Consider the following 25,788-nt stretch of genomic DNA (forward strand, 5'->3'; position numbering starts at 1 on the left):
GGGTTGGGGAAGCAGCCGGTCGTCTCAGGCCGTCGTGCCGCTCCTCCCCCGCCGGTGCGCGATCTCGCCGAGGATCACGTCGGCGGCGATGAAGCCGGCCAGCGGAATGCCGAGCAGCGGCACGAAGTAGCCGAGGACGGCGATCAGGACCACGCCGGGCACCAGGATCTGCGGCGGGACCTGCTGCCAGGCGCCGCGCGGGATCGGCCGGCCGAAGGCGGAGCCCCGGCCGCGCTGCCACCACATGCGGTAGCCCCACACGATCAGCAGGACCAGCGACAGCGCGAGGAGCATCAGGACGAGCTGGTTGACCAGCCCGAACAGGACGCCGGTGTGCAGGTCGATGCCCCAGCGGGTCAGCTTGGCGAGCAGCGGGTAGTCCGCGAACCGCACCGTGTCGGTGACCTCGCCTGCGGTCGGGTCCACGGCGACCGAGTCCTGCTTCTCGGGCCAGCTGCGCTGCACCTGCCGTACGACATAGGCCGACGACGCGTCGGCGGGCGGCACGATCTCGACGGGGTCGCCGAGACCTTCGGCGCGGGCCGCGGCCAGCACCTTGTCGAGACCGACGCCGTGCTCGGCGTCCCCGGCCGAGGCGGACGCGCCGTGACCCGCGTGGTCGCCGCCCGCGGCCGCGGAGACGGACGGCGTGGACTGGCCCAGCGAGGTGCGCAGTTCGTCGATGTTGGCGCCGGCGTACGTCGACCAGGTCAGTCCGGTCGCCGACAGGAAGAAGAAGCCGGCCGCGGCCCACACGCCGACGCTGCCGTGCAGTCCCAGCGTGCGACGGCGCCCGCTGGTGCCGCGGACCTTGCGCAGGGCCCGGCGGCGGGAGAACCACAGCACGATGCCGCCTCCCGCGATCACCCACAGCCAGCTCGCGGCGAACTCGCTGTACAGGCGGCCGTTCTCGCCGAGGTGCAGATCGCGGTGGAACTCGTCGATCCAGGTCCGCAGCGGCAGCGCGCCGGTCGAGCCGTACTGCTCCAGCGTGCCGCGGACCTTCCCGGTGTACGGGTCGACGAACACGGCGAGGGTGTGGTTCGGGTCGACTCCCTTCACGCCGGACAGCAGCACCCGGGTCGTGGCGTCGGCCGCGGGCGAGGGACGGATCGCCGAGACCGTGCCCTCGGGGTGCGCCTTGCGGGCGGCGTCCACCTGCTCGGAGACGGGCAGCTTGCGGTCGCCGACGGCGGCGACGGTCATCTCGTCCCGGTAGGCGATCTTCTCGGCCTGGAAGGCACCCGCGTACAGGAACCCGGTGACGGCGGCGACGAGGAGGAAGGGCGCCACGAACACACCGGCGTAGAAGTGCAGTCGCAGCACGAGCGGGCGCAGCGGGGCCCATCTGCTGGGGGCCGGCGCGGGGGCGGCCGGTTGAGGGACCTCGTCCTTGGTGGTCGAGGGGGCGATGGACATCGGCGGCTTCTCCGGGGGCTGGGGACGGTGACGGTCCAGTAGTCGGAGGACGGGGGCGTCGAGTTCCCGGGCCCCGAAGTGACCTGCATCACAAGGCGCTCCATGGCATCCTGGCGCGATGGCAACTCCGAGTCATCGCGCGCCCCTTGCCGAGCTGGTCGAGCAACTCCTGGACACGGACGGTCCGCTGCCGATCGTGACGGCCGGCGAGCCGGTCCTGCGAGCCGGTACCGAGCGCTACGACGGCCAGCTGGACGCAGCGCTGCTGTCCCGTTTCGTCGAGGCACTGCGTCTGACCATGCACGCGGCGCCGGGCGTGGGACTGGCCGCCCCGCAGGTGGGGGTGCCGCTGCGTATCGCGGTGATCGAGGACCCGGCGCCCGTACCGGAGGAGGTACGGCTGGCGCGTGGGCGGGTGCCGCAACCGTTCCGGGTCCTGGTCAATCCGGCGTACGAGCCGGTCGGCGCCGGACGGGTGGCGTTCTTCGAGGGGTGTCTGAGCGTGCCGGGGTGGCAGGCCGTGGTGGCGCGGCCCGCCGAGGTCCGGCTGAGGTGCGAGGACGAGCACGGCCGCGCGGTCGACGAGGTGTTCGGCGGCTGGCCAGCGCGGATCGTCCAGCACGAGACGGACCACCTCGACGGCGCGCTCTACCTCGACCGCGCCGAGCTGCGCTCGCTGTCCTCGAACCAGACGGTGGCCGAGCGCTGGACGCAGCCGACGCCGGAGCGGGCGGCCGCGTCCCTCGGCTTCGAGCTGCCGGGCTGACGGGTCGGCGGGCCGAGGAGGTGGCGGGCGGCAGCGTGGGGGTGCCGGGATCCCGCGAGGCGGCCACGGTACGGAAGCCGGCCGCACACTCCCCCGCGCCCTCTGCCCGGCGCCGAGCGCCCACCGGCGACGCCCGTGCCGGGGACGGCCCGCGATCCGCCCGCCCCGCCCCCGTGCCGTCCGTCAGTTGTCCCGGTACGCCTCCAGCAGCCGCAGCCACACCTCGCTGATCGTCGGGTACGACGGGACCGCGTGCCACAGCCTGCTGATCGGGACCTGCCCGGCGACCGCGATCGTGGCGGAGTGGATCAGTTCGCCGACGCCGGGCCCGACGAAGGTGACGCCGAGGAGGATCTCGCGTTCCATGTCGACGACCATGCGGGCGCGGCCGCGGTAGCCGTCGCCGTAGAGGCCGGCGCCCGACACCGAGGCGAGGTCGTAGTCGACCGCGCGGACCCGGTGACCCGCCTGCTCGGCCTCCGCGAGGGAGAGACCGACGGAGGCCGCCTCCGGGTCGGTGAAGACGACCTGGGGCACCGCGTCATGGTCGGCGGTCGCCGCGTGGGCGCCCCAGGCGTCGGCCTGGACCGCGGAGCCGGAGGCCCGTGCGGAGATGGCGGCGCCGGCGATGCGGGCCTGGTACTTGCCCTGGTGGGTGAGGAGCGCTCGGTGGTTGACGTCGCCGACCGCGTAGAGCCAGTCGCTGCCGGTCACGCGGAGGCTGTCGTCGACCTCCAGCCAGCTGCCGGGCTCCCGGTCGACGGTGTCCAGGCCGATGTCGTCGGTGCGGGGGGCGCGGCCGGTGGCGAAGAGGATCTCGTCGGCCTCGATGCGGTCGCCGGTGTCGGTGACGACCACGACCGTGCCGTTCTCGCGGGTGACCGACCGGACCGAGGTGCCGGTGCGGACGCTGACGCCCGCCTCGGTGAGCGCCTCGGCGACGAGTTCGCCCGCGAACGGCTCCATGCGGTTGAGCAGGCCCTTCCCGCGTACCAGGAGGGTCACCTGCGAGCCGAGGGCCTGCCAGGCCGTGGCCATCTCGGTGGCCACCACTCCCCCGCCGACCACGACGAGACGGCCCGGTGCGGCCTTGGCGCTGGTGGCCTCGCGGCTGGTCCAGGGCTTGACCTCGTCGAGCCCCGGCAGATCGGGCAGCACCGCCCGGGTGCCGGTGCAGACGGCCACGGCGTGCCGGGCGGTCAGCACCTTCCGCACGCCGTCGGGCCCGGTGACCGTCACGGTGCGTTCCCCGCTGAGGCGGCCGTGACCGCGGTGGAGGTCGGCGCCGATGCTCTCCAGCCAGCCGACCTGGCCGTCGTCCTTCCAGTCCGAGGTGAAATAGTCCCGGCGGGCGAGGACCGCGGCTGCGTCGAGGGGGCCCTGCACCACGGCGCTCAGGCCGGGCAGGCGGCGCGCGTCCGCCTGGGCGATCACCGGCCGCAGCAGGGCCTTGCTGGGCATGCACGCCCAGTACGAACACTCTCCGCCGACCAGTTCGCTCTCCACGACCGCGGTGGAGAGGCCGGCCGCGCGGGTGCGGTCGGCCACGTTCTCCCCCACGGGCCCGGCACCGAGCACCACGACGTCGTAGGCGATGTTTTCCGTTTCCGTCATGGGCCCAGTCTGGTGGGTGGTGTGCGCTCGGGCCACCAGGGGTACGCGCGCGGGATACCGAGTGGTGACAGCTGTGGAATACCGGACCGACCGGCCGTGTTGTGCGGACGGCTTCGCTCCGAGACCAGGAAGAGGGATCACGTCATGAGCAGCACCGTGGAGCTCACCAAGGAGAACTTCGACCAGACGGTCACGGACAACGAGTTCGTTCTGATCGACTTCTGGGCGTCCTGGTGCGGTCCTTGCCGCCAGTTCGCCCCGGTCTACGAGAAGGCCGCCGAGGACAACCCCGACCTGGTGTTCGGCAAGGTGGACACCGAGGCGCAGCCGGAGCTGGCCGCGGCCTTCGGTATCCAGTCGATCCCCACGCTGATGATCGTCCGCGACCAGGTCGCGGTGTTCGCCCAGCCTGGCGCGCTGCCCGAGTCGGCCCTGACGGACGTCATCGGGCAGGCCCGCAAGCTGGACATGGACGAGGTCCGCAAGTCCGTGGCCGCGCAGCAGGCCCAGGCCGAGCAGAACGACCAGTAGTTCTCAGAACGGGTACGTCGCCACGTCCGCGCGTACCGTCGTCCAGCGCACGTCGGTGAAGGCCTCCACATTGGCCTCGCCGCCGAACCGGGCGCCGGTGCCGGACGCGGCGATACCGCCGAAGGGCGCGACCGCCTCGTCGTTCACGGTCTGGTCGTTGATGTGCACGATGCCGGTCGGGATCCGCTCGGCCAGGTCGAGACCGCGGGCCGCGTCCCCGGTGACGATGCCGAGCGAGAGGCCGTAGGGCCCCGCGGCGGCCAGGGCGGCGGCCTCGTCGACGGTGCTGAAGGACCGTACGGGCGCGACCGGGCCGAAGACCTCCTCCGCGTAGGCGGGCGTGCTGTCGTCGAGTCCCGCGAGGACCGTTGGGCGGTAGAAGAGCTTCTCGTGGGTACCGCCGGCGGCCAGCTTGGCGCCCTCCGCGGTGCTGGCGTCGACCAGGCCGCGCACCTTGGCCAGCTGGTTGTCGTCGATGATCGGGCCGAGGTGGACCTGCTCCAGGTGGGGGTCGCCGACGGCCAGCGAGTCGGCCTTCGCCGCCAGCCGCTCCACGTACTCCTCGTACAGCGACGCGTGGACCAGGTGGCGGCCCGTCGTCATGCAGATCTGGCCCTGGTGGAAGAAGGATCCCCAGGCCGCCGTGGAGATCACGGCCTCGATGTCGGCGTCCTCCAGGACGATCAGGGCGGAATTGCCGCCGAGTTCCAGGTGGGCGCGCTTGAGGTGGCGTCCTGCCGCCTCTCCCACCGCACGGCCGGCCGCGGTCGACCCGGTGAAGGAGATGACGGGGACCCGCGGGTCGGCGACCAGGGCCTGGCCGACGTCGGGGCCGCCGGGCAAGACGTGGAACAGCCCCTCGGGCAGCCCGGCCTCGGCGAAGACCGCGGCGAGCGAGAGTCCGCCGCAGACCGCGGTGCGCGGGTCGGGCTTGAGGATCACGGCGTTGCCGAGGGCGAGGGCCGGGGCGACGGAGCGGATCGAGAGGATCAGCGGGGCGTTGAACGGCGAGATCACGCCCACCACGCCGACCGGGACCCGGCGCGTGTAGGACAGCCGGGGCGCCTCGCTGGGCAGGACCTGGCCGGCGGGGCGGGAGGCGAGGGCGGCGGCCTCGTAGCACTCCTGGGCGGCCACGTGCAGTTCGAAGTCGGCCTTGCCGGGGATGGACCCGGACTCGCGGACGAGCCAGCCGCGCAGTTCGTCGGCGTGCGCGGAAAACAGGTCACCGGCCTTGCGCAGCACTCCCGCGCGGACGAAGTGCGGAAGCCGGGCCCACTCGCTCTGGGCGGCGCGGGCGGCCTCGGCGGAGCGCTCCACGTCCTCGCCGCCGGCGAGGGTGACGGTGGCGAGCGTGTCGCCGGTGGCGGGTTCGGTGACCGCGTACTCAGGTCCCGAAAGGGGGTGGGGCTGCCAGCTCTTGGGGTCGAGCAACGACATGACGGCTCTCCGTTCGATCACCGGTGGGACTCACACGGGGAGCGGTAGTCCCGTGTAGTTCGCGGCCAGTTCGGCGGCCGCATGGCGGGATGCGGTGATGCGGCGCAGCCGTGCGAGCTGCACCCGACTGTCGAACGCATCCCCATTTGGTTGAGCATGCAACATCCTAGTCATGTCATACGAGAAGCGCGTGGCCTGCCACACACGAGAGAGACACAACTCCGAATATCTGTCGATCAGTTGTGTCGATCCTGTGCGGTGCACATCGGTCAGGGCCCGGGCGAGGAGCGATACGTCCGACACCGCGAGGTTGAGTCCCTTCGCCCCGGTCGGCGGCACTATGTGCGCGGCGTCGCCGGCGAGCAGGAGACGGCCGTGCCGCATCGGTTCGTGGACGTGACTGCGCATGGGCGTCACCGACTTGGCGGTGATCGGCCCCCGCGCGAGGGTCCAGTCGGCCTCGATCGCGAACCGCGCGGCGAGCTCGTCCCAGATCCGCTCGTCCGGCCAGTCGTCCGGATCGGTGCCGTTGGGGACCTGGAGGTAGAGCCGGGACACGGCGCGCGAGCGCATGCTGTGCAGGGCGAAGCCGCGCTCCCCGCGAGCGTAGATCAACTCCTCGCAGGACGGGGCGACGTCGGCGAGGATCCCGAGCCAGGAGTACGGGTAGTCGTGCGCGTAGGTCCGGCTCGTCTCCGCCGGGAAGGCCCCGCGCGCGATGCCGTGGAAGCCGTCGCAGCCCGCGATCCAGTCGCATGTCAGCGTCTGTTCACGACCCTCGTGCCGGAACCGCACCACGGGGGCCCCGCTCTCCGGCCGCTCGACCGCCAGAGCCTCCGCCTCGAACAACAGCGGTGGCCCCTCGGCCAGTTGGAGCGCGACCAGGTCCTTCACGATCTCGGTCTGGGCGTAGATCGTGACCGTACGGCCACCGGTGAGGACGGGGAAGTCGAGGTGGTGCCGCTCCCCGGCGAACCGCAGCTCGATGCCCTGGTGGACGAGGCCCTCGGCGTCCAGACGCCCGGCGGCGCCGGCCGCGCGCAGGACGTCGACCGTGCCCTGCTCCAGCATCCCGGCGCGCTGACGGTGCTCGACGTACTCCCGCGTCCTGCTCTCCAGGACCACGCAGTCGATGCCGGCCAGGTGCAGCAGACGGGCGAGAAGCAGTCCGGCGGGGCCGCCGCCGATGATCCCGACCGTGGTGCGCATGGCAGGCCTCCTGCGTCAGCTGGAGTCGCGGTGCACGACCGTGGCACCCAGCACCGTGTGCGTCTCGGTCGCGGCGCCCGGTTCACGCACCGCGCGATCGACCAGTTCGGCGAGGTCACGGCCGGACGGGAGCTCGATGTGGACCGTGCTCAGCCGGGGCCGCAGCAGCCGGCCGAGGAGCAGGTCGTCGGCTCCGATCACCGCCGTGTCCTCCGGTACCCGCACGCCCTCGTCCTGGAGGGCGCGCATTAACAGCATCGCGTATTCGTCGTTGTACGCGAACACGGCGTCGAGGCCGAGGTCCCGCCAGCGCACGGCGAGCTTGGCCGCGGCCTGCTCCTCGTAGGCCAGGGGCAGCTCGGTCAGCGTGGCGTCCGTGCCCTGCAGAGCGCGGCGCACCCCCGCGAGGCGGGGCAGCGAGAAGGCCTCCAGGCCGGACTCCTCGGGCACCACGACACCGATACGGCGCCGGCCGCGGGCGTACAGATGGGCGGCGGCGCTGTGTCCGACGCCCGCGTGATCCATGAGCAGGGCGTGCGCCCCCTCGACCGCCTCGGGAGCGAGGGTGACCACGGCCCGGGCACCGGAGCGCCGGAGCAGGGCCACGCCCTGCGGGCCGAGTCCGACACCGGGCACCAGGACGGCGACCGGGCGCAGCTCCGCCCAGGCGCGGGCCGCCTCCTCGCCCTGGAGGCCGACACTGCCGTACTGCACGACCGTGTAGTCCAACCGGCCCAGGGCCCACTGGAGTTCACTGATGAACTGGCTGTAGAGCGGGCCGACCGGAATGGACGGGGCGGGCATCAGGACCATCCGGCTGTGACCGGCGCGCAGGCTGCGGGCGGCCGCGTGCGGGACGTACCCGAGTTCCTTGGCGGCCGCGTGGACACGGCGGCGGGTGGGCTCGCTGATCCGGACGGCGCTGGTGTTGTTGAGGACGTAGGAGACGGTCGCACGCGAGACGCCGGCCACGCGGGCCACGTCGGCGCTCGTGGGAACCGAGCGCGTGGCGGAGGACGCGGACGTGTTCTGTATCTGCACCATGACGATCGTCATCTTTGCAGAAGCTGTGACGGTTCCCACACCAGGGGTTGCGCTTTCGCTCAGTGCGGCGCATCCGTGCCGGTCACCCGGGCGACGAGGTCGTTCCAGCCGGCCTCCAGGCGCTCCAGGGGCATTCCGCACTGCCGGGTGAGGTGGTGGATGAGGGCGGGGTCGAGATAGCCCAACAGCGTCTGGGCCAGGAGGTCGCAGTCGGCGTCCGGGACGATCTGGCGCAGCAGCATGGTGGTGTGCATGTGCAGCGCCCGGGTCGACGGGTGGGAGTGGCGACGGGTCGGTTCCGCCTGCGCGGCCAGCAGCAGGTCCAGCTGTTCGGCGGAGCGGTACAGCACGGCCACGCCGAGCGCCCGCAGCCGGTCCACCGCGGGGGCACCGGGACCCAGCGGCGGCGGGCCGCCGAGGAAGTCCGCCTGGAGCGTGTGCGCGGAGTGGTCCAGGAGCGCCATGAGCAGTCCGGTGCGGTCGCCGAAGCGGCGGAAGACGGTGCCCTTGCCGACGCCGGCCGCGGCGGCCACCGCCTCCATGGTGACTCCCGCCACACCGTGCTCCGCGATCAGCCGGGTCGCGGCCTCCAGCAGACGGGCACGGTTGCGGGCCGCGTCGGCGCGCAGACAGGGCTCGTCGGGCGCGGAGCCGACCTCCAGCAGTCGGGGCGGGTCGAAGGGCTCCTGAGACTTCGGGAACGGCGGCAGGGTCGCGGACATGAAGCCAGCGTAAAGCATCGGGAAGAAAACTGGACCTCGGTCCGTTTAGGATGCTAGAAACGTTAACCGGACCCCGGTCCGGAACATTGTCGCCGTGTTTCAGCATCCTTGGAGTTACGCATGTCTGTTCGCATCCTGGCGCTCGTCGGCTCCCTTCGCGCCGGTTCGCACAACCGCCAGCTCGCCGAGGCGGCCGTCAAGCACGCCCCCGAGGGCGCGGAGGTCGTGCTGTTCGAGGGCCTGGCCGAGATCCCCTTCTACAACGAGGACATCGACGTGGAGGGCGCGGTCCCCGCTGCCGCCGCCAGGCTGCGTGAGGCCGCGCAGGCGTCCGACGCGTTCCTGCTCTTCTCCCCCGAGTACAACGGCACCATCCCGGCCGTGCTGAAGAACGCCATCGACTGGCTGTCGCGCCCCTACGGCGCCGGCGCCTTCGGCGGCAAGCCGGTGGCCGTGGTCGGTACCGCCTTCGGTCAGTTCGGCGGCGTGTGGGCGCAGGACGAGACCCGTAAGGCCGTGGGCATCGCCGGCGGCAAGGTGCTCGAGGACGTCAAGCTGTCCATCCCGGGTTCCGTGGTCCGCTTCGCCGAGACCCACCCGGCCGACGACGCCGAGGTCGCCGCGCAGCTGACCGAGGTCGTCGCCCAGCTGCACAGCAACACGGGCGAGGTCGCGGCCGCCTGAGCCTGCGGCGCGTGAACGGGTTTCCTGACAGGGGCCGGAGTGTTGGCACTCCGGCCCCTGTCGTGTTCTGTCTGCGGGCCGGTGGGGGCTGGTCGCGCAGTTCCCCGCGCCCCTGAGCGGCGCCCACTTCGACGCGTCTCAGGCCACCGCCGTGGGTGCCAGGTCCCGTAGCACTCCGAGTGCGACGGCGATCGCGGGGCGTTCGTGGCCGCCGTGCCGGGTGCAGGTCAGCAGCCTTCGGTGGGGGTCGCCCGCACAGCGCACCCTCGTGATCGGCAGGTTCGGCGTCAGGTGGGCCAGGCGGGGGATCAGTGCCACGCCCAGGCCGTGGGCGACCAGGTGAGCGGTGACGTTCCAGTCCCGTGCGTGGTGGACCACGCTCGGGGTGAAGCCCGCCGCGCCGCAGGCCGCCATGACGTGCGTGCGGCAGGGGCTGTCCGCGAAGGGGGCGATCCAGTCCTCGTGGGCCGCGTCGCCGAGATCCACGCGGTCGCGGTCCGCCAGCGGATGATCCGCGGGGACGACCAGGTCGAACGGGTCGTCAAGCAAGGGCTGTTGGTCGTAGCGGGTGTCGCTCATCGGCGGGTTGTGCGGAGTCGCCTCCACGACCGCCAGGTCGATCTCCCCCTCGAAGAGCAGGTCGAAGCTCTCCGGCACGCCCGTCTCCTGGATGCTGACGCTCAGCCGGCGGTGCCGCTCGCGCAGCCGGGCCGCCATCGGGGCGAGCAGCGCGGACACGGCCACGGCCAGACCACCCGCCCGCAACGGCCCCGCGGGCTCCCCGTGGCCGGCGCGCAGATCGAGTTCGGCCTGTTCCCACCGGGCCTGGATGGCGTCGGCATGCGCGAGCAGGCTCTCGGCGGCCGGCGTGAGCCGCACCCCTCGGCCTTGGGGTTCGAGGAGATCGACGTCCAGGTCGCGGGCGAGCTGGCGGATCTGCTGGGACGCGGCGGACGGGGTGAAGTGCAGGGCGCGGGCGGCCGCGGTGACCGTGCCGTAGTGGGCGACCGCCCTCAGGACGTGGAGCCGGCGCAGGTCAATCATGAAGCCCACGCTTCAAGGTCGGGTCCGGGAAGTCAACCTGGACGTACAAGAAGACTCCGCCGCATCCTGGGTTGTGTCGCGACGGCCGCACACAGCCACGAGGTACGAGGAGTCACCATGACCAGCACGACCCGCGCCGTCTGCCCGCACTGCGGCTGGCCGGACGGCGCCGAACCCTTCCAGGTGGTGTCCCGGCACGGCACGGCGACGGGCGGCACGGTGTGGACCCGGTGCGCGTGCGGCTCGTTGCAGGTCCGGGTGAGCGACGGCTGCGGGACCCGCGTGGTCTCCCGCAGCCGGCCCTCCGCCGCGCGGGCGGGTTAGTCCAGGTCCGCGAGCCGCCGTACGGCGGGTGCCGCGAAGGCCTCGATCCACTCGGCGGGGGCGCCGGTGCGCGGGGCGAGGATGACCGTGTCGATGCCGAGCTTGGTGTAGCCGGCGATGTCCCGGCCGAAGGCCTCCAGGTCGCCGTCGGCCTCGTCGACCGAGTAGGTCATCGTCTTGCGGATCTCGTCGTAGTCCCGCCCCTCGGTGTCGCAGTGGCGGCGCAGCACGTCGAGCTTGTGCGTGACCTCCTCGGGCGAGGTGGCGAAGAGGTTGCAGGCGTCGCCGTAGCGGGCGACCAGGCGGAGCGTCTTCTTCTCACCGCTGCCGCCGATCATGATCTCGGGGTGCGGGCTGCTGACCGGGGCCGGTACGCACAGGGTCTCGGCGAGCCGGTAGTGGGTGCCCTCGAAGGGGCCGTTCGCCGCCGGGTCCCACATCTGGAGGCAGATCCGCAGAGCCTCCTCCAGCCGCTCGAAGCGCTCGGCGAGGGGCGGGAACGGCACGCCCAGTCCTTCGTGCTCCCGGTCGTACCAGGCGGCTCCGATGCCGAGGGCGGCCCGGCCGCCGGAGAGCACGTCCAGCGTGGTCGCGATCTTGGCGAGCAGCCCGGGGTGGCGGTACGTCACTCCGGTCACCAGCGCGCCGAGCCGGACCGTCTCGGTGTGGGCCGCGAGGAAGCTCAGGGTCGAGTAGGCCTCCAGCATGGGGTCCTCGGCGCCGCCGTTGAACTCCATCTGGAAGTAGTGGTCCATCACCGACAGCCAGCTGACCCCCGCCGCCTCGGCCGCGGCACCCGCGGCGGCCAGCTCGGCACCGAGAGCGGGCGCTCCCGCGGGGTGGTTGAACCGGTTGATGTGCACACCCACGCGCATGGTCGTCTCCGTTCAGGGGGCCTTCGCCGACCTCGTCGACGCTAGATCCTGGAGTGCTCTCGAAGTCAAGGGCGGACGGGTTCGAGGGGCGCGTGAAGCGCGCTTTCCCGTCACCCCACGCGTTCCGCCTGGGCCACGTCCTGCTTCCTCGACGCGCGCAGGCTCGTCAGGGTGGTGATCGTCAGGACGAGGACGATGAAGCCGAGGGAGAAGGGGATGCTGATCTCCGGGACGTGGACGCCGGACTCGTGCAGGGCGTGCAGGACGAGTTTGACGCCGATGAAGCCGAGGATGATCGACAGGCCGTAGGAGAGGTGGACCAGCTTCTTCAGCAGGCCGCCGATGAGGAAGTACAGCTGGCGCAGGCCCATCAGGGCGAAGGCGTTGGCGGTGAAGACGATGTACGGGTCCTGGGTGAGGCCGTAGATCGCGGGGATCGAGTCGAGCGCGAACAGCACGTCCGTCGAACCGATGGCGAGCATCACGACCAGCATCGGGGTCATGACCCGCTTGCCGTTCTGCTCGATCCACAACTTGGTGCCGTGGTAGCGGTCCGCCACGCCGAAACGCTTCTCCACCATCTTCAGCAGCTTGTTCTCCTCGTACTCCTCGTCGTGTCCGTCCTTGCGGGCGTCCTGGACGAGCTTCCAGGCGGTCCAGATCAGGAAGGCGCCGAAGAGGTAGAACACCCAGGAGAACGCGGAGATGATCGCCGCGCCGGCCGCGATGAACCCTGCGCGCAGGACGAGCGCCAGCACGACGCCGACCATCAGCACCCGTTGCTGGTACTGCGAGGGCACCGCGAACTTCCCCATGATCAGGACGAACACGAAGAGGTTGTCGACGCTCAGGGACTTCTCGGTGATGTACCCGGCGAAGAACTCGCCCGTGGGTTTCCCACCGGCGTACAGGAACAGTCCGAGTCCGAAGAGACAGGCCAGCACGACCCAGACGACGGTCCAGACGCCGGCCTCCTTCACGGACACGTCGTGGGGTTTGCGGCCGATGAAGAAGTCGGCGCCGACCAGCACGCACAGGGCGACGACGGTCAGCAGCCAGGCGGTGAGAGAGACGTTCACTGGTTTCTCCTGTGCAGGGGGGCATCGACAGCGTTGTCACCACCCGGGATCCCTTCCACCTCCATGAGGTGAACAACGGGTCATGTGATGGCAAGGAATCGCAGGTCACGCGGAACATGGCGGATGGCCGAAGTCCACCACCCGCCGTACGGCGGGCAGGTTCCGCCGTACGGCGGCGCCCCGGACGCACGCCGCTGCCCCGATCATGACGCCACGAGCCGCCGCGCCCCGCGTGAGGAGAAGCCATGACGCATGTGCCGCCCCCGTTCGACCCCGAGCTCAGCGCCGCCCTGGATCTGATCAAGGACGTGATCTCACCCGGCCTCGCCCTGGACGAGATCGACGACGCGCGCCAGGGTCCGGGCATCGAGATGCTGGCCGACCTGGACCTGACGCTGGACGGGTTCTTCGAGGTGGAGGACCGGTCGGTGCCGGGACCCGAGGGTGCCCCGGAGATCTCGCTGCTGATCTGCCGGCCCGCCGCCGCGGCGCCCGCGGGAACCGGGCGCCCGGTGATCTACCACGTCCACGGCGGAGGCATGGTCCTCGGCAACAACCGCGTAGGCGTGGACAGTCCGCTGGCCTGGGCCAAGGAACTGGACGCGGTCGTGGTGTCGGTGGAGTACCGGCTGGCGCCCGAACACCCGCATCCGGCGCCCGTCGAGGACGTCTACGCCGGGCTCGTGTGGACGGCCGAGCACGCCGGGGAGCTCGGGGGCGACGCCGAGCGGATCGTCATCGCCGGGGCGAGCGCGGGGGGCGGGCTGTCGGCGGCGCTGGCGCTGCTCGCCCGGGACCGCAAGGGGCCGCGGGCGATGGGGCAGCTGCTGATGTGCCCGATGCTGGACGACCGCAACGACAGCCCGTCGACGTATCAGATGGCGGGACTCGGCGTCTGGGACCGCACGGCCAACGAGACCGGCTGGACGGCGCTGCTGGGCGAGCTGCGGGGCGGCCCCGACGTTCCGGCGTACGCGGCGCCGGCCCGGGCCGAGGACCTGTCGGGACTGCCGCCCGCCTTTCTCGACGTGGGGTCGGCGGAGACGTTCCGGGACGAGGTCGTCGCGTACGCCTCCCGGATCTGGCAGGCGGGTGGAGTGGCGGAGCTGCATGTGTGGCCGGGGGGCTTCCACGGCTTCGACGGCTTCGCGCCACAGGCCGCGTTGTCGCAGGCGGCGCGGGGGGCGCAGGTGGGGTGGTTGCGGAGGCTGTTGGGCAGCTAGGGGAGTGCGAGGGCCCTACGGGTGTTGCGGGGGCGCGAGAGGAAGTGCGTCGGCGGTCGCGGTGGCGGCTGCGGCGGTGTGGGGGCTGGGCGCGCCGTTCCCCGCGCCCCTTCAGGGCGATGCCGAACCGGGGACCATCGGCGGCACCGGCTACCGCAGGAGCATCGACGGCTGCGGCAGTGTCGTGGCCGGGCGCGCCGTTCCCCGCGCCCCTTCAGGGCGATGCCGAGCCGGGGACCTTCGGCGGCACCGCCCTCCGCAGGAGCATCGACGGCTGCGGCAGTGTCGTGGCCGGGCGCGCCGTTCCCCGCGCCCCTTCAGGGCGCTGCCGAGCCGGGGGCCTTCGGCGGCACCGCCCTCCGCGGGAGCGTCGACGGCTGCGGCGGTGTCGTGGCCGGGCGCGCCGTTCCCCGCGCCCCTTCAGGGCGATGCCGGGCCGGGGACCTTCGGCGGCATCGGCTACCGCGGGAGCGTCGACGGCTGCTGCGGCGTCGTGGGTGCTCCTGTTCGGGTTCATGCCGCACCATGGGCGTATGAAAGAGCTGGCCGGGCGGTTGACCGCTCTGGATCCGGATGCCGGGGCCGCGGTGCGGGTGATCGGCTATTTCGATCGGCTGTCCGAGTCCCGTGCCGGGCTGGAGGCTCTGGTGCGTGGGGCGGCCGTGCTGGCCGGGGTGCCCGCGCGGCTGGTCGACGCCGAGCGGCGGGTGCAGGTCCGGGTCGAGGCCGACGGGACGCGCCGGGACTCCGCGGTGCCGCCCGAGCCCGGCTGGCCCAGCGCCGCGCTGACGCCCGGTGGGGCCGCCGTACTGTGGCTGGAGCGGGCCGAAGCGGCGCCCAGTGTGGTCGACGCGGTGATCCTGGAGCGGGCCGCGGGAGCCGTACGGGTCGTTCTGGACCGTACGCGGGGACGCGCGCCCGCCGATGATCCCGCGCTGGTCGAGACCGTGCTGGATGCCGCCGCCCCGGAGGCCGCCCGACTGCACGCGGCACGTGCGCTCGGACTGGACCCCGCGGGAACCGCGCGTGCGCTGGCCCCGCTCGACGGGCGGCCCCGGATCGTGGCCGGGCGGACCGACGCCGAACTGCCCGCGGGGCGCCTCGGCGTGGGCCCCGCCGTGCCCGTGCTCGATCTGCCGCGCTCCTGGGCGGACGCCCGCACCGCGCTGCGCTTCACCGCCGAGGGCACGGCTCAGGATCCCGGCCCGCAGGTCGTGCGCGCCGACGAACTGGGCGGCGTCGCGCTGCTGGCCGGCCTGGTCGCACCGGGCGCGGAGCCGCCGCCCGACGTCCGGGTGCTGGAGGCGGCGGGGGCGGGCACGCCCTGGCTGCTCGCCACCCTGCACGCCGTGGTCTCGACGGCGAGCCTGCGGGCGGCCGCCGCCGAGATCAACGTCCACCACTCCACGCTCCAGGACCGGCTGTCCCACGCGGAGCACCTGCTGGGCTGGCCGCTGCGCACCCCCCAGGGGCGACTGCGGCTGCAACTGGCCCTGGCGATGCGGCACTTGGCACGATCGTAGCCGTGACTCACCGGCTCATCGGAACTCGTGCACGACCTCGATCCGGCCGACGATGTGCGTGTTGAACTCGTCGAGCTCCTCGGCCGGGACCCACAGTTCGAGGATCGTACGGCCGCCCGCCTGCTGGACGGGATAGCGGCTCACGAAGTCCGAGTCGACCTCGAAACGGGTCACGAAGCCCGCGCCGTCGTGCTTGACGTTCCAGTCCCGGGCGATCTTGATCGCGTAGTCCTCGTCGAGGACCGGGTAGAAGATCGGCTGCTCGGGCAGCCTCGGCGGCCACGCGCGCCAGTCGAGCTCACGGACCAGGTCCAGCTCCACGGGGCCGGTCGGGCGCCAGAGGGTTGTGGTGGAGGGCCGGATCGTCATCGGAGTCGCTCTCTGCGGGGGCGGGTGGAGGGGAGTACGGGCCGATAGTCGTTGTTCGATAGTTGCGCGCGCACTATAGAAGCAGACGCTGAAAGTTTCAGCGATGCAATATCCTGGGGGTATCCGTATCGGGACGGAGGAAGCAGGCCCCATGACCGCCACAGACCCCTCGCTCACCGCCCTCGCCCAGGGCTGGTGCGCGCTCTCCCTGCTGCACGGACGGATCGAGGCGCACATCGAGAAGGCCCTGCAGTCCGCACACGACCTCAGCGTGCGCGAGTACTCCCTGCTCGACGTCCTGGGCCGCCAGCACGACGGCGAGGGCGGACACCTGCAGATGAAACAGGTCGCCGACGCCGTCGTTCTCAGTCAGAGCGCCACCACGCGGCTGGTCACCCGCCTGGAGGACCGCGGCCTGCTCGCCCGCTACCTGTGCCCCACCGACCGCCGCGGTATCTACACCGACGTCACCGACACCGGCCGTGCCCTCCTCGAACAGGCCCGCCCCACCAACGAGAAGGCCCTGCGAGAAGCCCTCGACCAGGCCGCCGCCAACCCCGAACTCGCCCCCCTGGTGCGGGCTTTGGAAGCTCACGGCGTGTCTGCCTGAGTCAGCCCCGGGGGACGACATGTCACACGCTCGGACAGAGCGGGGGATCAGCGGCCGCCACCGCCGGGCCCGTCGGCCGTCATCGGGTCATGTGGTGGTGAACCGCACAGGTCAGAGGGCCGGGGCAGTCGTTGACACCCTTTCGGACGGGCCGTACAAAGGGCCGCATGAGCCTGCCGCAGCGTCCCCTGTCCGGAGTCACGGTGGTCAGCCTGGAGCAGGCCGTGGCCGCGCCCTACGCGACCCGTCAGCTCGCCGACCTCGGCGCCCGGGTGATCAAGGTGGAGCGGCCGGGCGACGGTGACTTCGCCCGCCGCTACGACACGACCGTGCACGGCCACTCCAGCTATTTCGTGTGGCTCAACCGGTCCAAGGAGTCGCTCACCCTGGATCTGAAGGACCCGCGCGGCCTGGAGATCCTGGACCGACTCCTCGACGACGCCGACGTGTTCGTCCAGAACCTGGCTCCCGGCGCCGCCGACCGGCTGGGTCTGGGCACGGACGTCCTCGCCGAGCGCCGGCCGCGGTTGATCCCGTGCACGATCTCCGGGTACGGCACCGACGGGCCGTGGGCCGACCGCAAGTCGTACGACCTGCTGGTGCAGTGTCAGACGGGGCTGGTGTCGCTGACGGGGACCGCGGAGGAGACCGCGCGGGTCGGGATCTCCGTCGCCGACATCGCGGCCGGGATGTACGCCTACAGCGGCATCCTGACCGCCCTGTACACCCGCGCCACCACCGGCAGGGCCCACGCGGTGGAGGTGTCCCTGTTCGAGGCACTGGCCGAGTGGATGAGCCAGCCGGCCAACTACACCCGCTACGGAGGCAGTCAGCCGCCGCGGCTGGGCACCCAGCACGCCACCATCGCCCCGTACGGCGCCTTCACGGCGGCCGACGGCAAGGACGTGCTGTTCTCCATCCAGAACGAACGCGAGTGGATCGTCCTGTGCGCCGACTTCCTGCGGCGGCCCGAGCTGGCCGGCGATCCGCGCTTCGCCACCGGCTCGGCGCGGGTCGCCCACCGCGAGGAGCTCAACGCCGTGGTCGCCGAGCGGATCGCGCGCCACGACGCCGCGCAGGTCCTGAAGGACCTGGAGGGCATCGGCATCGCCTGCGCCGGGGTCAACGACGTCGCCGCGTTCCTCGACCATCCGGTCCTGGCCGCGCGTGGCCGCTGGCACGAGGTCGCCGTCCCCGGCGGGGCCGTGGTGGAGGCGCTGCTGCCCCCGGCCGATCTGGCGGGACTGCCCGCCCGCATGGACCCGGTCCCGGGGGTGGGCGAGCACACCGAGGCGATCCTCACGGAACTCGGCCGTACCGGCGACGACATCGCGGCGCTGCGTGCCGACGGGGTCGTCTGAGCCCGCGGGTCACCAGGGCAGCGGGCCGTTGACGTCGAAGTAGCCGCCGGTCGGGCCGTCCGGGGCCACCTGAGCCATGCGGACGATGATCTCGGCGCCCTCCGCCACGGTCTGCGTGCCCGTGTTGCCGTTCAGGTCGGTCCTGGTGAACCCGGGCTCCACGGAGTTGATCCGCAGGGCCGGAAAGGCCTTCGCGTACTGCACGGTGAGCATGTTGACCGCGGTCTTGGAGGTCGGGTAGGCGATGCCCGGGTAGAAGTGGGCGGGGTGGTCCGGGTCGGAGAGATGGGTCAGCGAGCCCAGGCCGCTGCTGACGTTGACCACGACGGGTGCGGCAGAGCGCTGGAGCAGCGGCAGGAAGGCGTGCAGGACGCGGACCACACCGAAGACGTTCGTCTCGAAGGTGGTGCGCATGTGGTCGGCGGTCACGGTCGCCGCGACCGGCACGCTGTTGTCCTCGGTCCGCGTCTCGATCCCCGCGTTGTTGATCAGGACGTCGAGGCCGCCGGCGGCCTCCAGGGTCTTGGCCGCGGCCTCGACGGAGGCGTCGTCGGTGACGTCGAGCTGCACGAACCGCGCGCCGAGCTGGTCGGCGGCGCGGCGGCCGCGGTCGGCGTCACGGGCGCCGACGTAGACAGTGTGGCCGGCTTCGACGAGCCGGCGGGCGGTCTCGAAGCCGAGGCCCTTGTTCGCTCCGGTGATGAGTGTGGTCGTCATGGCACCCAGGCTGCCGGGCCGCGGCGGGATCAGCCAGAAGACCCTTCTTCCTGGGACTGGCGGTACCAGGCACATCCCCGGCCGACGGTGTTGACTGAGGAGCATGGCGGCAACAGAACTGGGACAGGCGCTGCGGCGCTGGCGCGACCGGGTCCCCCCGGACGCGGCCGGGCTGCCGTCGGGGGGCCATCGGCGCGCGGCCGGGCTGCGGCGCGAGGAACTGGCCCTGCTGGCCGGTATCTCGGCCGACTACATCACGCGGCTCGAACAGGGGCGTGCGGCGAACCCGTCCGCGCAGGTCGTCGAGGCACTGGCCCGGGCGCTGCGGCTCTCGGGGGACGAGCGGACGTATCTCTTCGGCCTCGCGGGACTGGTGCCGCCGGGTCCCGACGTCGTGCCCGGCTTCATCACGCCCAGCGTGCAGCGGCTGCTGGACCGGCTGGTCGACACCCCCGTCGCGGTCTCCGACGCGGCCATGACGCTGCTGCTGGCCAACCCGATGTACGCGGCCCTGATGGGTGATCCGTCCGTCCTGCGCGGCTTCGAACGCAACGGCGTGTGGCGCAACTTCACGGGCGCTCCGACCCGGGTACGGCACACCCCGCAGGAACGGCTCGCCTTCGAGGCGGGCCTGGTCGCCGAACTGCGCGCCACCGTGGCCCGCTATCCCGCCGACCGCCAACTCGCTCTTCTCGTAGCGGAGTTGCGCACGAGGAGTGAGCGGTTCGCCGAACTGTGGGACGCGGGAGTGGTGGGCCGTCTCGCCACCTCGCACAAGACGATCGAGCATCCGCAGGCAGGCCTGCTCACGCTCGACTGCGACCTGCTCCGGGTGGAGGAGAACGACCTCCACATCCTCGTGTACTCGGCCGAGCCCGGCACGGAGGCCGCCGAGAAGCTGCGGCTGATCTCGGTCCTGGGCACGCAGAGCCTGGTGGAGAGCGGCTGAGTACGTCCCGCACCCCCGCCCTCCCCGCGATGTCGCGTACGGGACGGGCGGCCGGACCTGCCGGCCGCCCGCGCTCTCAGTAGCCGTACCGGCTCTTCAGATGGCGCCAGAAGTCACGCAGCATCCACTGGTCGAAGTCGGTGATCCGGGTCGCGCTGCCCGCCTTCATCAGGAAGCAGCACTGGCCGGTCGGGGTCCAGTCGTAGAAGTCGTCGAGGCCGAAGGTGTGGCCGACCTCGTGGAGGTAGATGTGGATGTCCTCCTGGGCGAGGGCCCCGGTGAAGTACTCCTGGCCGACCCGCTGACCCCAGTCCCCGCCGGCGCCGCCCTGGAAGCCCTTGGTCAGCCAGAGCGACTGGTCGTAGTGGCGGGTCACGCCGCCGGGGCACTTCGCGTAGTTGCCGTCCTGGTGGAAGAAGCGGCCGCAGTCGGGGGCGCACTGCGGGGCGCCGCCGGAGTCGAGGTTCCCGGCGTAGATGTCGACGGAGTTGTCGGTCCACTGCAGGGTCGAGCGGTTCTTCACCGCCCAGCCGACGATGTTGACGGGGACGGTGGTGTACGGCCAGGCGTTGGTGCCGGTGCCGTTGTCGAGCATGGCCGCCGTCCACTTGCCGAACTGCTTCTTCAGCGCGGCGTGGACCTGGTCGCGGAGGGCGGCGCTGACCGGGGCGTCGGACTCCCAGCGAACGCAGTAGTTGACGCTTCCCTTGTTGGCCATGACCTGGTCCCAGCCGTAGTTGCGGAAGCCGTAGAGATCGGGGTAGGTCGACTCGACGTGGCGCCACACCTCGTCGAGCGGCTGGACGAGGTTCGCGGGCGGGTTCCAGTTGTCCGCCGCCTGGGCCGGGGTCGCCGTGACGGCGGGCGTGGCGAACACCGCGAGCAGGGCGGCGAGGACGGTGACGAGACGCACGATGCGTGTGCGCATGGAGTGAACTCCCTTCGTGGGGGCGGGATTCACTGGGGGGTCGCCGCCGGGGCGCCCCGGGTTGCCCCCTCCCTCACGCGCGACGGACGCCGGACCGGTTTCGGCCTTCGCGGACCGAAACACGGGCGGGATGTGAGCCACCCCACAATCGATACGCTCCCGTTTCGATAGTTCTGGAGTTAGCCTGATTCCCACGAGTACGAAACCGTTTCGTTCAGAACCTTGCCCGCTGGACGAGAATGGAGCACGCACGCCATGACCAGCGTCCTCATCGCCACAGGCCAGTCACTTCAGCGCGTCGGCCTTCGAATGCTCCTCGAGTCCCAGCCCGATCTGACCGTCGTCGGGGAGGCGGCTCACGGGCCGGAGGCGGTCCGGCTGAGCGCCCTGCTCCGGCCGGACATCGTCCTGCTGGACGGCCGCGGCTCCGGCACGGACACCGTCGAGACCGTCCGCCGCCTCGTCCACGCGCCGGACGGGCCCGCCCCGCACGTCCTGCTGCTCACCACGAGCGACGACGCCGATCCCTACGGCGCTCTGCGCGCCGGAGCCGCCGGACATCTGCGCGAGGACGCCACCGCCGACGAACTGGTCGCGGCCGTACGGGTCGTGGCCGCCGGCGACGTGGTCGTCTCCCCCGGACTGACCCGCGCCCTCATCGACGTCGTCCGCAGCCGGCGCGCCGTCGAGAGCTCCGTACCGGGCAACCGGCTGGGCACCCTCACCGGACGTGAGCGCGACGTGCTCACCGCGGTCGCCTCCGGAGACTCCAACGCCGAGATCGCCGACCGGCTCTCCATCGCCCCGACCACCGTGAAGTCCCACGTCAGCAACATCCTCACCAAGATCGGCGCCCGCGGCCGGGTCCAGGCGGTGGTGTTCGCCTACGAGTCGGGCCTGGTGCGGCCCCCGCAGCACGTGCTGCACGCGTGAGCTCCGGTGCCCCCGGCGTACTGTGATTCGCCCGGGGCACCGGATGTTCGGCGTTGCACAGCGCGTGTTCCCGGCCGAGGAGCGGGACAGCGCCGATCAGGCGGCGGTATAGCCGAGTTGACGCCTCATATAGGGCGTCATGAGGGTCTTCGCCTTGGCCAGGGTGCTGGTCCGGCTGCCGAGCACCGCCGTCTCGCCGCCCGGCACCGGCAGCATCGTCACCCCGTCGGCGGGGCCGAAGGGCACGATCAGCGGGGTGCGGTGGATGGGCCGGTAGAAGCGGGGCTCCTTGCGGTGCCGGCCCGAAGTGTTCAGGTGGGCGCGGATGTTCCAGGCGGCGAGGTCGGCCTGGGCGAGCGCCGCCGGAGTGATCTTGAGCTCGGTGGCGTCGTTGACATCGCCGACCGCGAAGACGTCCAGTTGCCCCTCGGCCCGCAGCGAGCGGTCGACCTTGACATGCCCGGAGGGGGTCAGCCAGTCGCCGTGTCCGCCCAGGCGCAGCCAGAGGGTGTTGGGAGTGGTGCCGGTGGCCCAGAAGGACAGGTCCGCGGTGATGACGTCGCCGCGGGCGTCACGGTAGGTGCCGAAGTCGTTGCCCGGGGACATGAAGGAGTCGAGCCGCACCTCCACGTCATGGGACTCCAGCCAGGCGCGCGCCTTGCGGCCGGCCCGTTCGCTGCCCGTGTTGCCGAGCAGGGCGGGACCGGAGTGCGCGAGCGTGACCCGGGCGTCCGGCCGGGCCAGCCGGATCTCGGCGGCGAGTTCGACCCCGGAGGGCCCACCGCCGACGACGAGGACGTGCTCGGCGAAGGTGATCTTCTGCTGGTGCTCCGCGAAGGACTTCATCGCCTCCTCGGTGGTGGTCCCGGCGAAGCGGGCCGGTTCCGGGTAGTCGGCGCCGGTCGCGATCACCACCACGTCGTAGGGCAGCCGGGTGCCGTTGGCCAGCACGACCTGCCGCTCGGCCGTGTCGATGCGCACCACCTTGCCCACGACGACCTGGCCGTGGCGCAGCAGCCGGTCGTAGGGGATGAAGGGGGTCGCGCTCCACTCCCTGCGAACTCCCGCTCGCAGGGAGGAGATACGGTGGAAGAAGACCTCCTTGCGATCCACCAGCGTGACCCGGGCTGTCGCGTCCAGCCGTTTCGCCAGCCGGACGCCCGCATAGCCGCCGCCGATCACCACTACGTCGCCGTCACTCACGCCGAGTCTCCTGAACCGTGGGGGGAGGGAGTGCCATGACGGACGAGCCGCTCCCCCGAGCACTCGGATGACGGCGAGCGTAACGCTTGAAACATAAAGTTTCGGTTGGGTCGTGTGAGTTTTCCGTGGAGAACACCGGTGGCCGACCACGGCCCGGAGGTGGTCGAAGTTGAAGGCGCCGGACCGGCCGCCCACCGAGCCCTGGTCCCCAGGCGCTCCCCAGTCTGAGCCGGCAGCGGGTGACCACGGCTGGGGGGCGGCCTCGGAAGCTCACCGGCGCCCGCCGCAGCCAAGAAACATTCAGGTCAGGCCGCTACTCCGGCGGGGTCGGCGTGTCGTGGGTGCGGTACATCGCCTGGACGTCCAGTTCCAGCTGGACCGTGGGGCCGACCACCGCGATGCCCCGGGCCAGCATCGACCGCCAGTTGAGGGTGTAGTCCTCGCGGTGCAGCTCCGCCGTGGCGAGGGCCGCGCAGCGCAGTTCCTCGCCGTAGCCGCCGTTGACCGTGCCCAGATAGGTCGTGTCGAGGGCGACCGAACGGCTCACGCCGTGCATCGTCAGGCTGCCCTGCAGGGTCCACTTGCTGCCGCCCCGGTAGGCGAAGCGGCTGCTGACGAAGTCGATGTGGGGGAAGCGTTCCACGTCGAGGAAGTCACCGGAGCGCAGGTGGTTGTCGCGGGTGGTGTTGCCCGTCGTGATGCTGGAGGCGTCGATGCGGACCTGGACCCGGGACTGGGACATGTCCTGCGCGACCTGGATGCCCCCCTCGAAACGCTCGAAGCGCCCGTGGACGTGCGCCATCCCGACGTGCTTGGCGATGAAGCGGATCGCGGTGTGCGGCGGATCGAACAACCAGACGCCGGGCGTGGGCAGTTGGAGCGCCTGGGCCGGCTGTAGCCAGACCCGCTCGGCGGGGGCCGAGCCGCTCGGCCCGACCTCGACCGTCTCACGGTGCGGCTGGAGTCCCTCGGCCGCGGCCATCAGGCTGTAGCGGCCGGGAGGCAGTACGGCGACGAAGTAGCCGTAGGGGTCGGTCGTGCCGCGGGCCGCGACCCGGTGGGTGTCCAGGGCGGTGACGGTGACGTCCGCGCCCGGCATGGGCGAGCCCATCGGGTCGACGATCTCGCGGGCCACGGCGCCCGCGCCTTCGGGGAGGGGGACGGAGAGGCCCGCCGCCTCGGCAAGGGCAGCCTTGGACCGCCGGCGCCGGAGGAGTGCGAGGGCCATGATGTTCACCTTTCTTAGGGGACTTGCTGTGGTGCTGCGGTCCTCACGGTCGACGGCCCTCGTAGGCCGCCTGGAGTACCTCCCGCACGCCGTCCGCGGTCACGGGACGCGGATTGGCGTACGGCTGTCCCGCCACCTGTACGGCCGCCTGTGCCAGGTCGGTCTCCTTGAGGCCGAGTTCGGCGAGGGAGCGCGGGGCGCCCAGGCGTCCGGCCAGGTCCCACAGGGCTCCTGGCGGGTCGTCGGCGACGAGTGCCCGGCTCAGCGCGGTCGACGCGTCGGGGGCGGCGGGGGCGTTGTACGCGAGCGCGTAGGGCAGCACGACCGTGTGCGTCTCGGCGTGCGGCAGTCCGAAGGTGCCGCCCAGGACGTGGCAGAGCTTGTGGTGCAGGCCCATCGTCGTCGCCCCGAGGCAGGCCCCGCACAGCCACGCCCCGTACAGCGCCCGGCTGCGCGCCTCCAGGTCCGCGGGGTCGACGGCCAGCAGGGGCAGCGCCTCGGTCATCGCCCGTACGCCGTCCTCGGCCATCAGCGCGATCAGCGGCGAGGTGTCCGGGGCGTAGAGCGCCTCGACCGCGTGTGCGAGGGCGTTGATGCCGCTGGCCACGGTGAGCGGTACGGGCAGGGAGAGGGTCAGTTCGGGGTCGTAGACGACACTGCGGGGCTGGACCCTCGGGTCGCGGCCGGTGCGCTTGGCCGCGCCCTCGGTCAGGCCCCAGACGGGGGTCATCTCCGAGCCCGCGTAGGTCGACGGCACGGCGATCAGCGGCAGTCCGGTACGCAGGGCGATCGCCTTGCCGAGGCCGATGGAGGAGCCGCCGCCGACCGCGACGACACCGTCGGCCCCGGCCGCGCGGGCCACCGCCTCGGCCCGGTCGGCGTCCTCGACGGGCACGTGCATCCGGGCCTCGGCGTGCAGCCCCGCACAGGAGTCGCCGAGCGCCTCCGCCACCGCCCGCGCGACGGCCTCGCCCCGGCTTCCGCACACCACCAGGGCCCGTCGCAGGCCGAGGTGTTCGACCTCGCCGGGGGTCGCGGTCAGGGCGGCGCCCGGCCGGAACACGACCCGCCCGGGACGGCTCTCGTAGGTGAAGTCGCCCATGAACGTCATGCGTTCGGCTCCAGTACGAGATCGAAGCGGGCGTGCCGGAAGGGGTTCGGGATGCCGAACTCCGCGGCCAGGGACGGATCGTCGGTCCTCGCGAAGTCCTGCACCAGACTCCGCTTCACGGCGAAGACGGCGTCGGAGTCGAGGTAGTCGCTGCCCGCGACGAAGATGTGGGTGGTGACCGGGGTGTGGCCGTCGGCACCCACGATGAAGTGGATGTGCGCGGGCCGGTAGGGGTGCCGGCCGGTCGCACGGAGCAGGTCGCCGACCGGGCCGTCGGTGGGGATCGGGTAGGGCGCCGGGACACAGGTGCGGAACCAGAAGCGGCCCTCGGCGTCGGCGGTGAACAGTCCGCGTCCGTTGCCCGCGGGCTGTACGTCGGGCTGCTGGACGTCGTAGAAGCCACGGTCGTCGGCCTGCCAGACGTCGAGGAGGGCGCCGGGCAGCGGGGTGCCGTCCGCGGAGAGCACCCGGCCGCTGACCACGCAGGGCTCGCTGCCGCCCACCAGGTCGATGTCGTCGCCGAGTTCCCGGACGGGCGACTCGGTCATGTGGAAGGGACCTAGCACGGTGGACTCGGTGGCGCCCTGCACACGGTCGCCGTTGACGGTCTCGACGAGCATGGAGAGACCGAGGACGTCCGACAGGAGGATGAACTCCTGCCGGGTGTCCGTGCACGTCTGCCCGGTCGCCGTCAGGAAGGCGATCGCCTTCTCCCACTCCTCCTGGGTGAGCCGGGTCTCGCGCACGAAGTCGTGCAGATGACCGATCAGATGGGCGAGCAGTTCGCGCAGCCGTGGATCGGCGGTCGCGTGGAGGCTCGCGACGGCCTCCTCGGTGACGCTGCTTCCGGTCGCGTCGCTGGTCATCCCGGCTCCTCGTGCT

The 25,788-nt window shown here is 72.0% G+C and carries 26 protein-coding genes; 10 read left to right on the plus strand and 16 right to left on the minus strand.

Translation table 11 applies throughout. From position 1 onward, the window contains the following. Positions 1 to 24: 24 nt before the first annotated feature. Positions 25 to 1,419: a PepSY-associated TM helix domain-containing protein gene (locus AQI94_RS13725; protein WP_031050113.1), complete on the minus strand. Its 1,395-nt coding sequence runs from the start codon at positions 1,417 to 1,419 to the stop codon at positions 25 to 27. Between the two features lie 118 nt (positions 1,420 to 1,537). Between AQI94_RS13725 and AQI94_RS13730 the strand changes: the two genes are divergently transcribed. Beyond that, a complete protein-coding gene (locus AQI94_RS13730; protein ID WP_062229745.1) occupies positions 1,538 to 2,185 on the plus strand; it encodes a peptide deformylase in 648 nt (215 codons plus the stop codon). A gap of 183 nt (positions 2,186 to 2,368) precedes the next feature. Here AQI94_RS13730 and AQI94_RS13735 read toward each other — a convergent pair whose 3' ends face one another. Continuing rightward, a complete protein-coding gene (locus AQI94_RS13735; RefSeq protein WP_031061395.1) occupies positions 2,369 to 3,799 on the minus strand; it encodes a dihydrolipoyl dehydrogenase family protein in 1,431 nt (476 codons plus the stop codon). A gap of 144 nt (positions 3,800 to 3,943) precedes the next feature. Between AQI94_RS13735 and trxA the strand changes: the two genes are divergently transcribed. After that, the gene (gene trxA, locus AQI94_RS13740) at positions 3,944 to 4,330 is read left to right on the plus strand and encodes a thioredoxin (RefSeq protein WP_031061392.1); all 387 of its coding nucleotides are present in this window, start codon (positions 3,944 to 3,946) and stop codon (positions 4,328 to 4,330) included. A gap of 3 nt (positions 4,331 to 4,333) precedes the next feature. Here the strand turns inward: trxA and AQI94_RS13745 are convergent, their stop codons facing one another. Genes AQI94_RS13745 through AQI94_RS13760 form a run of 4 tightly spaced genes read right to left on the minus strand, consistent with a single transcriptional unit; the run spans position 4,334 to position 8,763 of the window. Further along, positions 4,334 to 5,770 (minus strand): aldehyde dehydrogenase family protein, encoded by a 1,437-nt coding sequence (locus tag AQI94_RS13745; protein WP_031061390.1) that lies wholly within the window; start codon positions 5,768 to 5,770, stop codon positions 4,334 to 4,336. A 30-nt stretch (positions 5,771 to 5,800) separates the two neighbouring features. Then, positions 5,801 to 6,979: a 4-hydroxybenzoate 3-monooxygenase gene (locus AQI94_RS13750; protein ID WP_031061386.1), complete on the minus strand. Its 1,179-nt coding sequence runs from the start codon at positions 6,977 to 6,979 to the stop codon at positions 5,801 to 5,803. Positions 6,980 to 6,994: 15 nt separating this feature from the next. Further along, on the minus strand, positions 6,995 to 8,023 hold the full coding sequence (locus AQI94_RS13755) for a LacI family DNA-binding transcriptional regulator (RefSeq protein WP_031061383.1): 1,029 nt from the start codon (positions 8,021 to 8,023) through the stop codon (positions 6,995 to 6,997). A gap of 59 nt (positions 8,024 to 8,082) precedes the next feature. After that, complete coding sequence (locus tag AQI94_RS13760) at positions 8,083 to 8,763, minus strand: TetR/AcrR family transcriptional regulator (protein WP_031061380.1); 681 nt, start codon at positions 8,761 to 8,763, stop codon at positions 8,083 to 8,085. A 102-nt stretch (positions 8,764 to 8,865) separates the two neighbouring features. On the opposite strand from AQI94_RS13760, the gene AQI94_RS13765 reads away from it, so the two are divergent. Then, a complete protein-coding gene (locus tag AQI94_RS13765) occupies positions 8,866 to 9,429 on the plus strand; it encodes an NAD(P)H-dependent oxidoreductase (RefSeq protein WP_031061378.1) in 564 nt (187 codons plus the stop codon). A 138-nt stretch (positions 9,430 to 9,567) separates the two neighbouring features. Here AQI94_RS13765 and AQI94_RS13770 read toward each other — a convergent pair whose 3' ends face one another. Next, complete coding sequence (locus AQI94_RS13770; protein WP_031061375.1) at positions 9,568 to 10,473, minus strand: LysR family transcriptional regulator; 906 nt, start codon at positions 10,471 to 10,473, stop codon at positions 9,568 to 9,570. A gap of 117 nt (positions 10,474 to 10,590) precedes the next feature. Between AQI94_RS13770 and AQI94_RS13775 the strand changes: the two genes are divergently transcribed. After that, positions 10,591 to 10,797, plus strand: a complete 207-nt coding sequence (locus AQI94_RS13775) for a hypothetical protein (protein WP_031061372.1) — start codon at positions 10,591 to 10,593, stop codon at positions 10,795 to 10,797. On the opposite strand, the gene AQI94_RS13780 is transcribed toward AQI94_RS13775, so the two are convergent. Both AQI94_RS13780 and AQI94_RS13785 read right to left on the minus strand, forming a co-directional pair. Continuing rightward, complete coding sequence (locus AQI94_RS13780) at positions 10,794 to 11,672, minus strand: LLM class F420-dependent oxidoreductase (protein WP_031061369.1); 879 nt, start codon at positions 11,670 to 11,672, stop codon at positions 10,794 to 10,796. The genes AQI94_RS13775 and AQI94_RS13780 overlap by 4 nt on opposite strands. A 110-nt stretch (positions 11,673 to 11,782) precedes the next feature. Beyond that, the gene (locus tag AQI94_RS13785) at positions 11,783 to 12,751 is read right to left on the minus strand and encodes a TerC family protein (protein ID WP_031061367.1); all 969 of its coding nucleotides are present in this window, start codon (positions 12,749 to 12,751) and stop codon (positions 11,783 to 11,785) included. A 245-nt stretch (positions 12,752 to 12,996) separates the two neighbouring features. Here AQI94_RS13785 and AQI94_RS13790 point away from each other — a divergent pair, with 245 nt between their 5' ends. After that, positions 12,997 to 13,974: an alpha/beta hydrolase gene (locus AQI94_RS13790; RefSeq protein ID WP_031061364.1), complete on the plus strand. Its 978-nt coding sequence runs from the start codon at positions 12,997 to 12,999 to the stop codon at positions 13,972 to 13,974. A gap of 533 nt (positions 13,975 to 14,507) precedes the next feature. Next, on the plus strand, positions 14,508 to 15,497 hold the full coding sequence (locus AQI94_RS13795) for a helix-turn-helix domain-containing protein (RefSeq protein ID WP_062229785.1): 990 nt from the start codon (positions 14,508 to 14,510) through the stop codon (positions 15,495 to 15,497). 15 nt (positions 15,498 to 15,512) lie between these two features. Here the strand turns inward: AQI94_RS13795 and AQI94_RS13800 are convergent, their stop codons facing one another. Next, positions 15,513 to 15,866, minus strand: coding sequence for a hypothetical protein (locus AQI94_RS13800; protein ID WP_031049681.1), 354 nt, complete (start codon positions 15,864 to 15,866; stop codon positions 15,513 to 15,515). A 151-nt stretch (positions 15,867 to 16,017) separates the two neighbouring features. Here AQI94_RS13800 and AQI94_RS13805 point away from each other — a divergent pair, with 151 nt between their 5' ends. Both AQI94_RS13805 and AQI94_RS13810 read left to right on the plus strand, forming a co-directional pair. Then, positions 16,018 to 16,476: a MarR family winged helix-turn-helix transcriptional regulator gene (locus AQI94_RS13805; protein ID WP_031049684.1), complete on the plus strand. Its 459-nt coding sequence runs from the start codon at positions 16,018 to 16,020 to the stop codon at positions 16,474 to 16,476. 167 nt (positions 16,477 to 16,643) lie between these two features. Then, the gene (locus tag AQI94_RS13810) at positions 16,644 to 17,837 is read left to right on the plus strand and encodes a CaiB/BaiF CoA transferase family protein (protein ID WP_031049688.1); all 1,194 of its coding nucleotides are present in this window, start codon (positions 16,644 to 16,646) and stop codon (positions 17,835 to 17,837) included. Between the two features lie 9 nt (positions 17,838 to 17,846). Here AQI94_RS13810 and AQI94_RS13815 read toward each other — a convergent pair whose 3' ends face one another. Then, complete coding sequence (locus AQI94_RS13815) at positions 17,847 to 18,554, minus strand: SDR family oxidoreductase (RefSeq protein ID WP_031049691.1); 708 nt, start codon at positions 18,552 to 18,554, stop codon at positions 17,847 to 17,849. A 103-nt stretch (positions 18,555 to 18,657) separates the two neighbouring features. On the opposite strand from AQI94_RS13815, the gene AQI94_RS13820 reads away from it, so the two are divergent. Further along, positions 18,658 to 19,503: a helix-turn-helix transcriptional regulator gene (locus tag AQI94_RS13820; protein WP_031049694.1), complete on the plus strand. Its 846-nt coding sequence runs from the start codon at positions 18,658 to 18,660 to the stop codon at positions 19,501 to 19,503. A 76-nt stretch (positions 19,504 to 19,579) separates the two neighbouring features. Here the strand turns inward: AQI94_RS13820 and AQI94_RS13825 are convergent, their stop codons facing one another. Then, positions 19,580 to 20,431 carry a hypothetical protein gene (locus tag AQI94_RS13825; RefSeq protein ID WP_031049697.1) on the minus strand — a complete coding sequence of 284 codons (852 nt, stop codon included), beginning with the start codon at positions 20,429 to 20,431 and terminating at the stop codon, positions 19,580 to 19,582. A 255-nt stretch (positions 20,432 to 20,686) separates the two neighbouring features. Between AQI94_RS13825 and AQI94_RS13830 the strand changes: the two genes are divergently transcribed. Beyond that, positions 20,687 to 21,364 (plus strand): LuxR C-terminal-related transcriptional regulator, encoded by a 678-nt coding sequence (locus AQI94_RS13830; RefSeq protein WP_031049700.1) that lies wholly within the window; start codon positions 20,687 to 20,689, stop codon positions 21,362 to 21,364. Positions 21,365 to 21,460: 96 nt separating this feature from the next. Here AQI94_RS13830 and AQI94_RS13835 read toward each other — a convergent pair whose 3' ends face one another. The 4 genes from AQI94_RS13835 to AQI94_RS13850 all read right to left on the minus strand — a co-directional run bounded on the left by AQI94_RS13835 (position 21,461) and on the right by AQI94_RS13850 (position 25,772). Then, a complete protein-coding gene (locus AQI94_RS13835; RefSeq protein WP_031049703.1) occupies positions 21,461 to 22,567 on the minus strand; it encodes an NAD(P)/FAD-dependent oxidoreductase in 1,107 nt (368 codons plus the stop codon). Between the two features lie 313 nt (positions 22,568 to 22,880). After that, entirely contained in the window at positions 22,881 to 23,795 is a 915-nt protein-coding gene (locus tag AQI94_RS13840) for a YceI family protein (RefSeq protein WP_031049706.1), read from the minus strand. Positions 23,796 to 23,838: 43 nt separating this feature from the next. After that, positions 23,839 to 24,906, minus strand: coding sequence for a maleylacetate reductase (locus AQI94_RS13845; RefSeq protein WP_062229746.1), 1,068 nt, complete (start codon positions 24,904 to 24,906; stop codon positions 23,839 to 23,841). Then, positions 24,903 to 25,772, minus strand: coding sequence for an intradiol ring-cleavage dioxygenase (locus tag AQI94_RS13850; protein WP_031053410.1), 870 nt, complete (start codon positions 25,770 to 25,772; stop codon positions 24,903 to 24,905). The genes AQI94_RS13845 and AQI94_RS13850 overlap by 4 nt, the downstream gene beginning before the upstream one ends. Positions 25,773 to 25,788: the final 16 nt, after the last annotated feature.

Source organism: Streptomyces pseudovenezuelae (assembly GCF_001513955.1).
Lineage (GTDB): Bacteria > Actinomycetota > Actinomycetes > Streptomycetales > Streptomycetaceae > Streptomyces > Streptomyces pseudovenezuelae.

Excerpts from the sequence above, each read along its gene's own strand:
- AQI94_RS13725 (WP_031050113.1), bottom strand. The coding sequence starts at position 1,419 with ATGTCCATCGCCCCCTCGACCACCAAGGACGAGGTCCCTCAACCGGCC.
- AQI94_RS13730 (WP_062229745.1), top strand. The coding sequence starts at position 1,538 with ATGGCAACTCCGAGTCATCGCGCGCCCCTTGCCGAGCTGGTCGAGCAA.
- AQI94_RS13735 (WP_031061395.1), bottom strand. The coding sequence starts at position 3,799 with ATGACGGAAACGGAAAACATCGCCTACGACGTCGTGGTGCTCGGTGCC.
- trxA (WP_031061392.1), top strand. The coding sequence starts at position 3,944 with ATGAGCAGCACCGTGGAGCTCACCAAGGAGAACTTCGACCAGACGGTC.
- AQI94_RS13745 (WP_031061390.1), bottom strand. The coding sequence starts at position 5,770 with ATGTCGTTGCTCGACCCCAAGAGCTGGCAGCCCCACCCCCTTTCGGGA.
- AQI94_RS13750 (WP_031061386.1), bottom strand. The coding sequence starts at position 6,979 with ATGCGCACCACGGTCGGGATCATCGGCGGCGGCCCCGCCGGACTGCTT.
- AQI94_RS13755 (WP_031061383.1), bottom strand. The coding sequence starts at position 8,023 with ATGGTGCAGATACAGAACACGTCCGCGTCCTCCGCCACGCGCTCGGTT.
- AQI94_RS13760 (WP_031061380.1), bottom strand. The coding sequence starts at position 8,763 with ATGCTTTACGCTGGCTTCATGTCCGCGACCCTGCCGCCGTTCCCGAAG.
- AQI94_RS13765 (WP_031061378.1), top strand. The coding sequence starts at position 8,866 with ATGTCTGTTCGCATCCTGGCGCTCGTCGGCTCCCTTCGCGCCGGTTCG.
- AQI94_RS13770 (WP_031061375.1), bottom strand. The coding sequence starts at position 10,473 with ATGATTGACCTGCGCCGGCTCCACGTCCTGAGGGCGGTCGCCCACTAC.
- AQI94_RS13775 (WP_031061372.1), top strand. The coding sequence starts at position 10,591 with ATGACCAGCACGACCCGCGCCGTCTGCCCGCACTGCGGCTGGCCGGAC.
- AQI94_RS13780 (WP_031061369.1), bottom strand. The coding sequence starts at position 11,672 with ATGCGCGTGGGTGTGCACATCAACCGGTTCAACCACCCCGCGGGAGCG.
- AQI94_RS13790 (WP_031061364.1), top strand. The coding sequence starts at position 12,997 with ATGACGCATGTGCCGCCCCCGTTCGACCCCGAGCTCAGCGCCGCCCTG.
- AQI94_RS13795 (WP_062229785.1), top strand. The coding sequence starts at position 14,508 with ATGAAAGAGCTGGCCGGGCGGTTGACCGCTCTGGATCCGGATGCCGGG.
- AQI94_RS13800 (WP_031049681.1), bottom strand. The coding sequence starts at position 15,866 with ATGACGATCCGGCCCTCCACCACAACCCTCTGGCGCCCGACCGGCCCC.
- AQI94_RS13805 (WP_031049684.1), top strand. The coding sequence starts at position 16,018 with ATGACCGCCACAGACCCCTCGCTCACCGCCCTCGCCCAGGGCTGGTGC.
- AQI94_RS13810 (WP_031049688.1), top strand. The coding sequence starts at position 16,644 with ATGAGCCTGCCGCAGCGTCCCCTGTCCGGAGTCACGGTGGTCAGCCTG.
- AQI94_RS13815 (WP_031049691.1), bottom strand. The coding sequence starts at position 18,554 with ATGACGACCACACTCATCACCGGAGCGAACAAGGGCCTCGGCTTCGAG.
- AQI94_RS13820 (WP_031049694.1), top strand. The coding sequence starts at position 18,658 with ATGGCGGCAACAGAACTGGGACAGGCGCTGCGGCGCTGGCGCGACCGG.
- AQI94_RS13825 (WP_031049697.1), bottom strand. The coding sequence starts at position 20,431 with ATGCGCACACGCATCGTGCGTCTCGTCACCGTCCTCGCCGCCCTGCTC.
- AQI94_RS13830 (WP_031049700.1), top strand. The coding sequence starts at position 20,687 with ATGACCAGCGTCCTCATCGCCACAGGCCAGTCACTTCAGCGCGTCGGC.
- AQI94_RS13840 (WP_031049706.1), bottom strand. The coding sequence starts at position 23,795 with ATGGCCCTCGCACTCCTCCGGCGCCGGCGGTCCAAGGCTGCCCTTGCC.
- AQI94_RS13845 (WP_062229746.1), bottom strand. The coding sequence starts at position 24,906 with ATGACGTTCATGGGCGACTTCACCTACGAGAGCCGTCCCGGGCGGGTC.
- AQI94_RS13850 (WP_031053410.1), bottom strand. The coding sequence starts at position 25,772 with ATGACCAGCGACGCGACCGGAAGCAGCGTCACCGAGGAGGCCGTCGCG.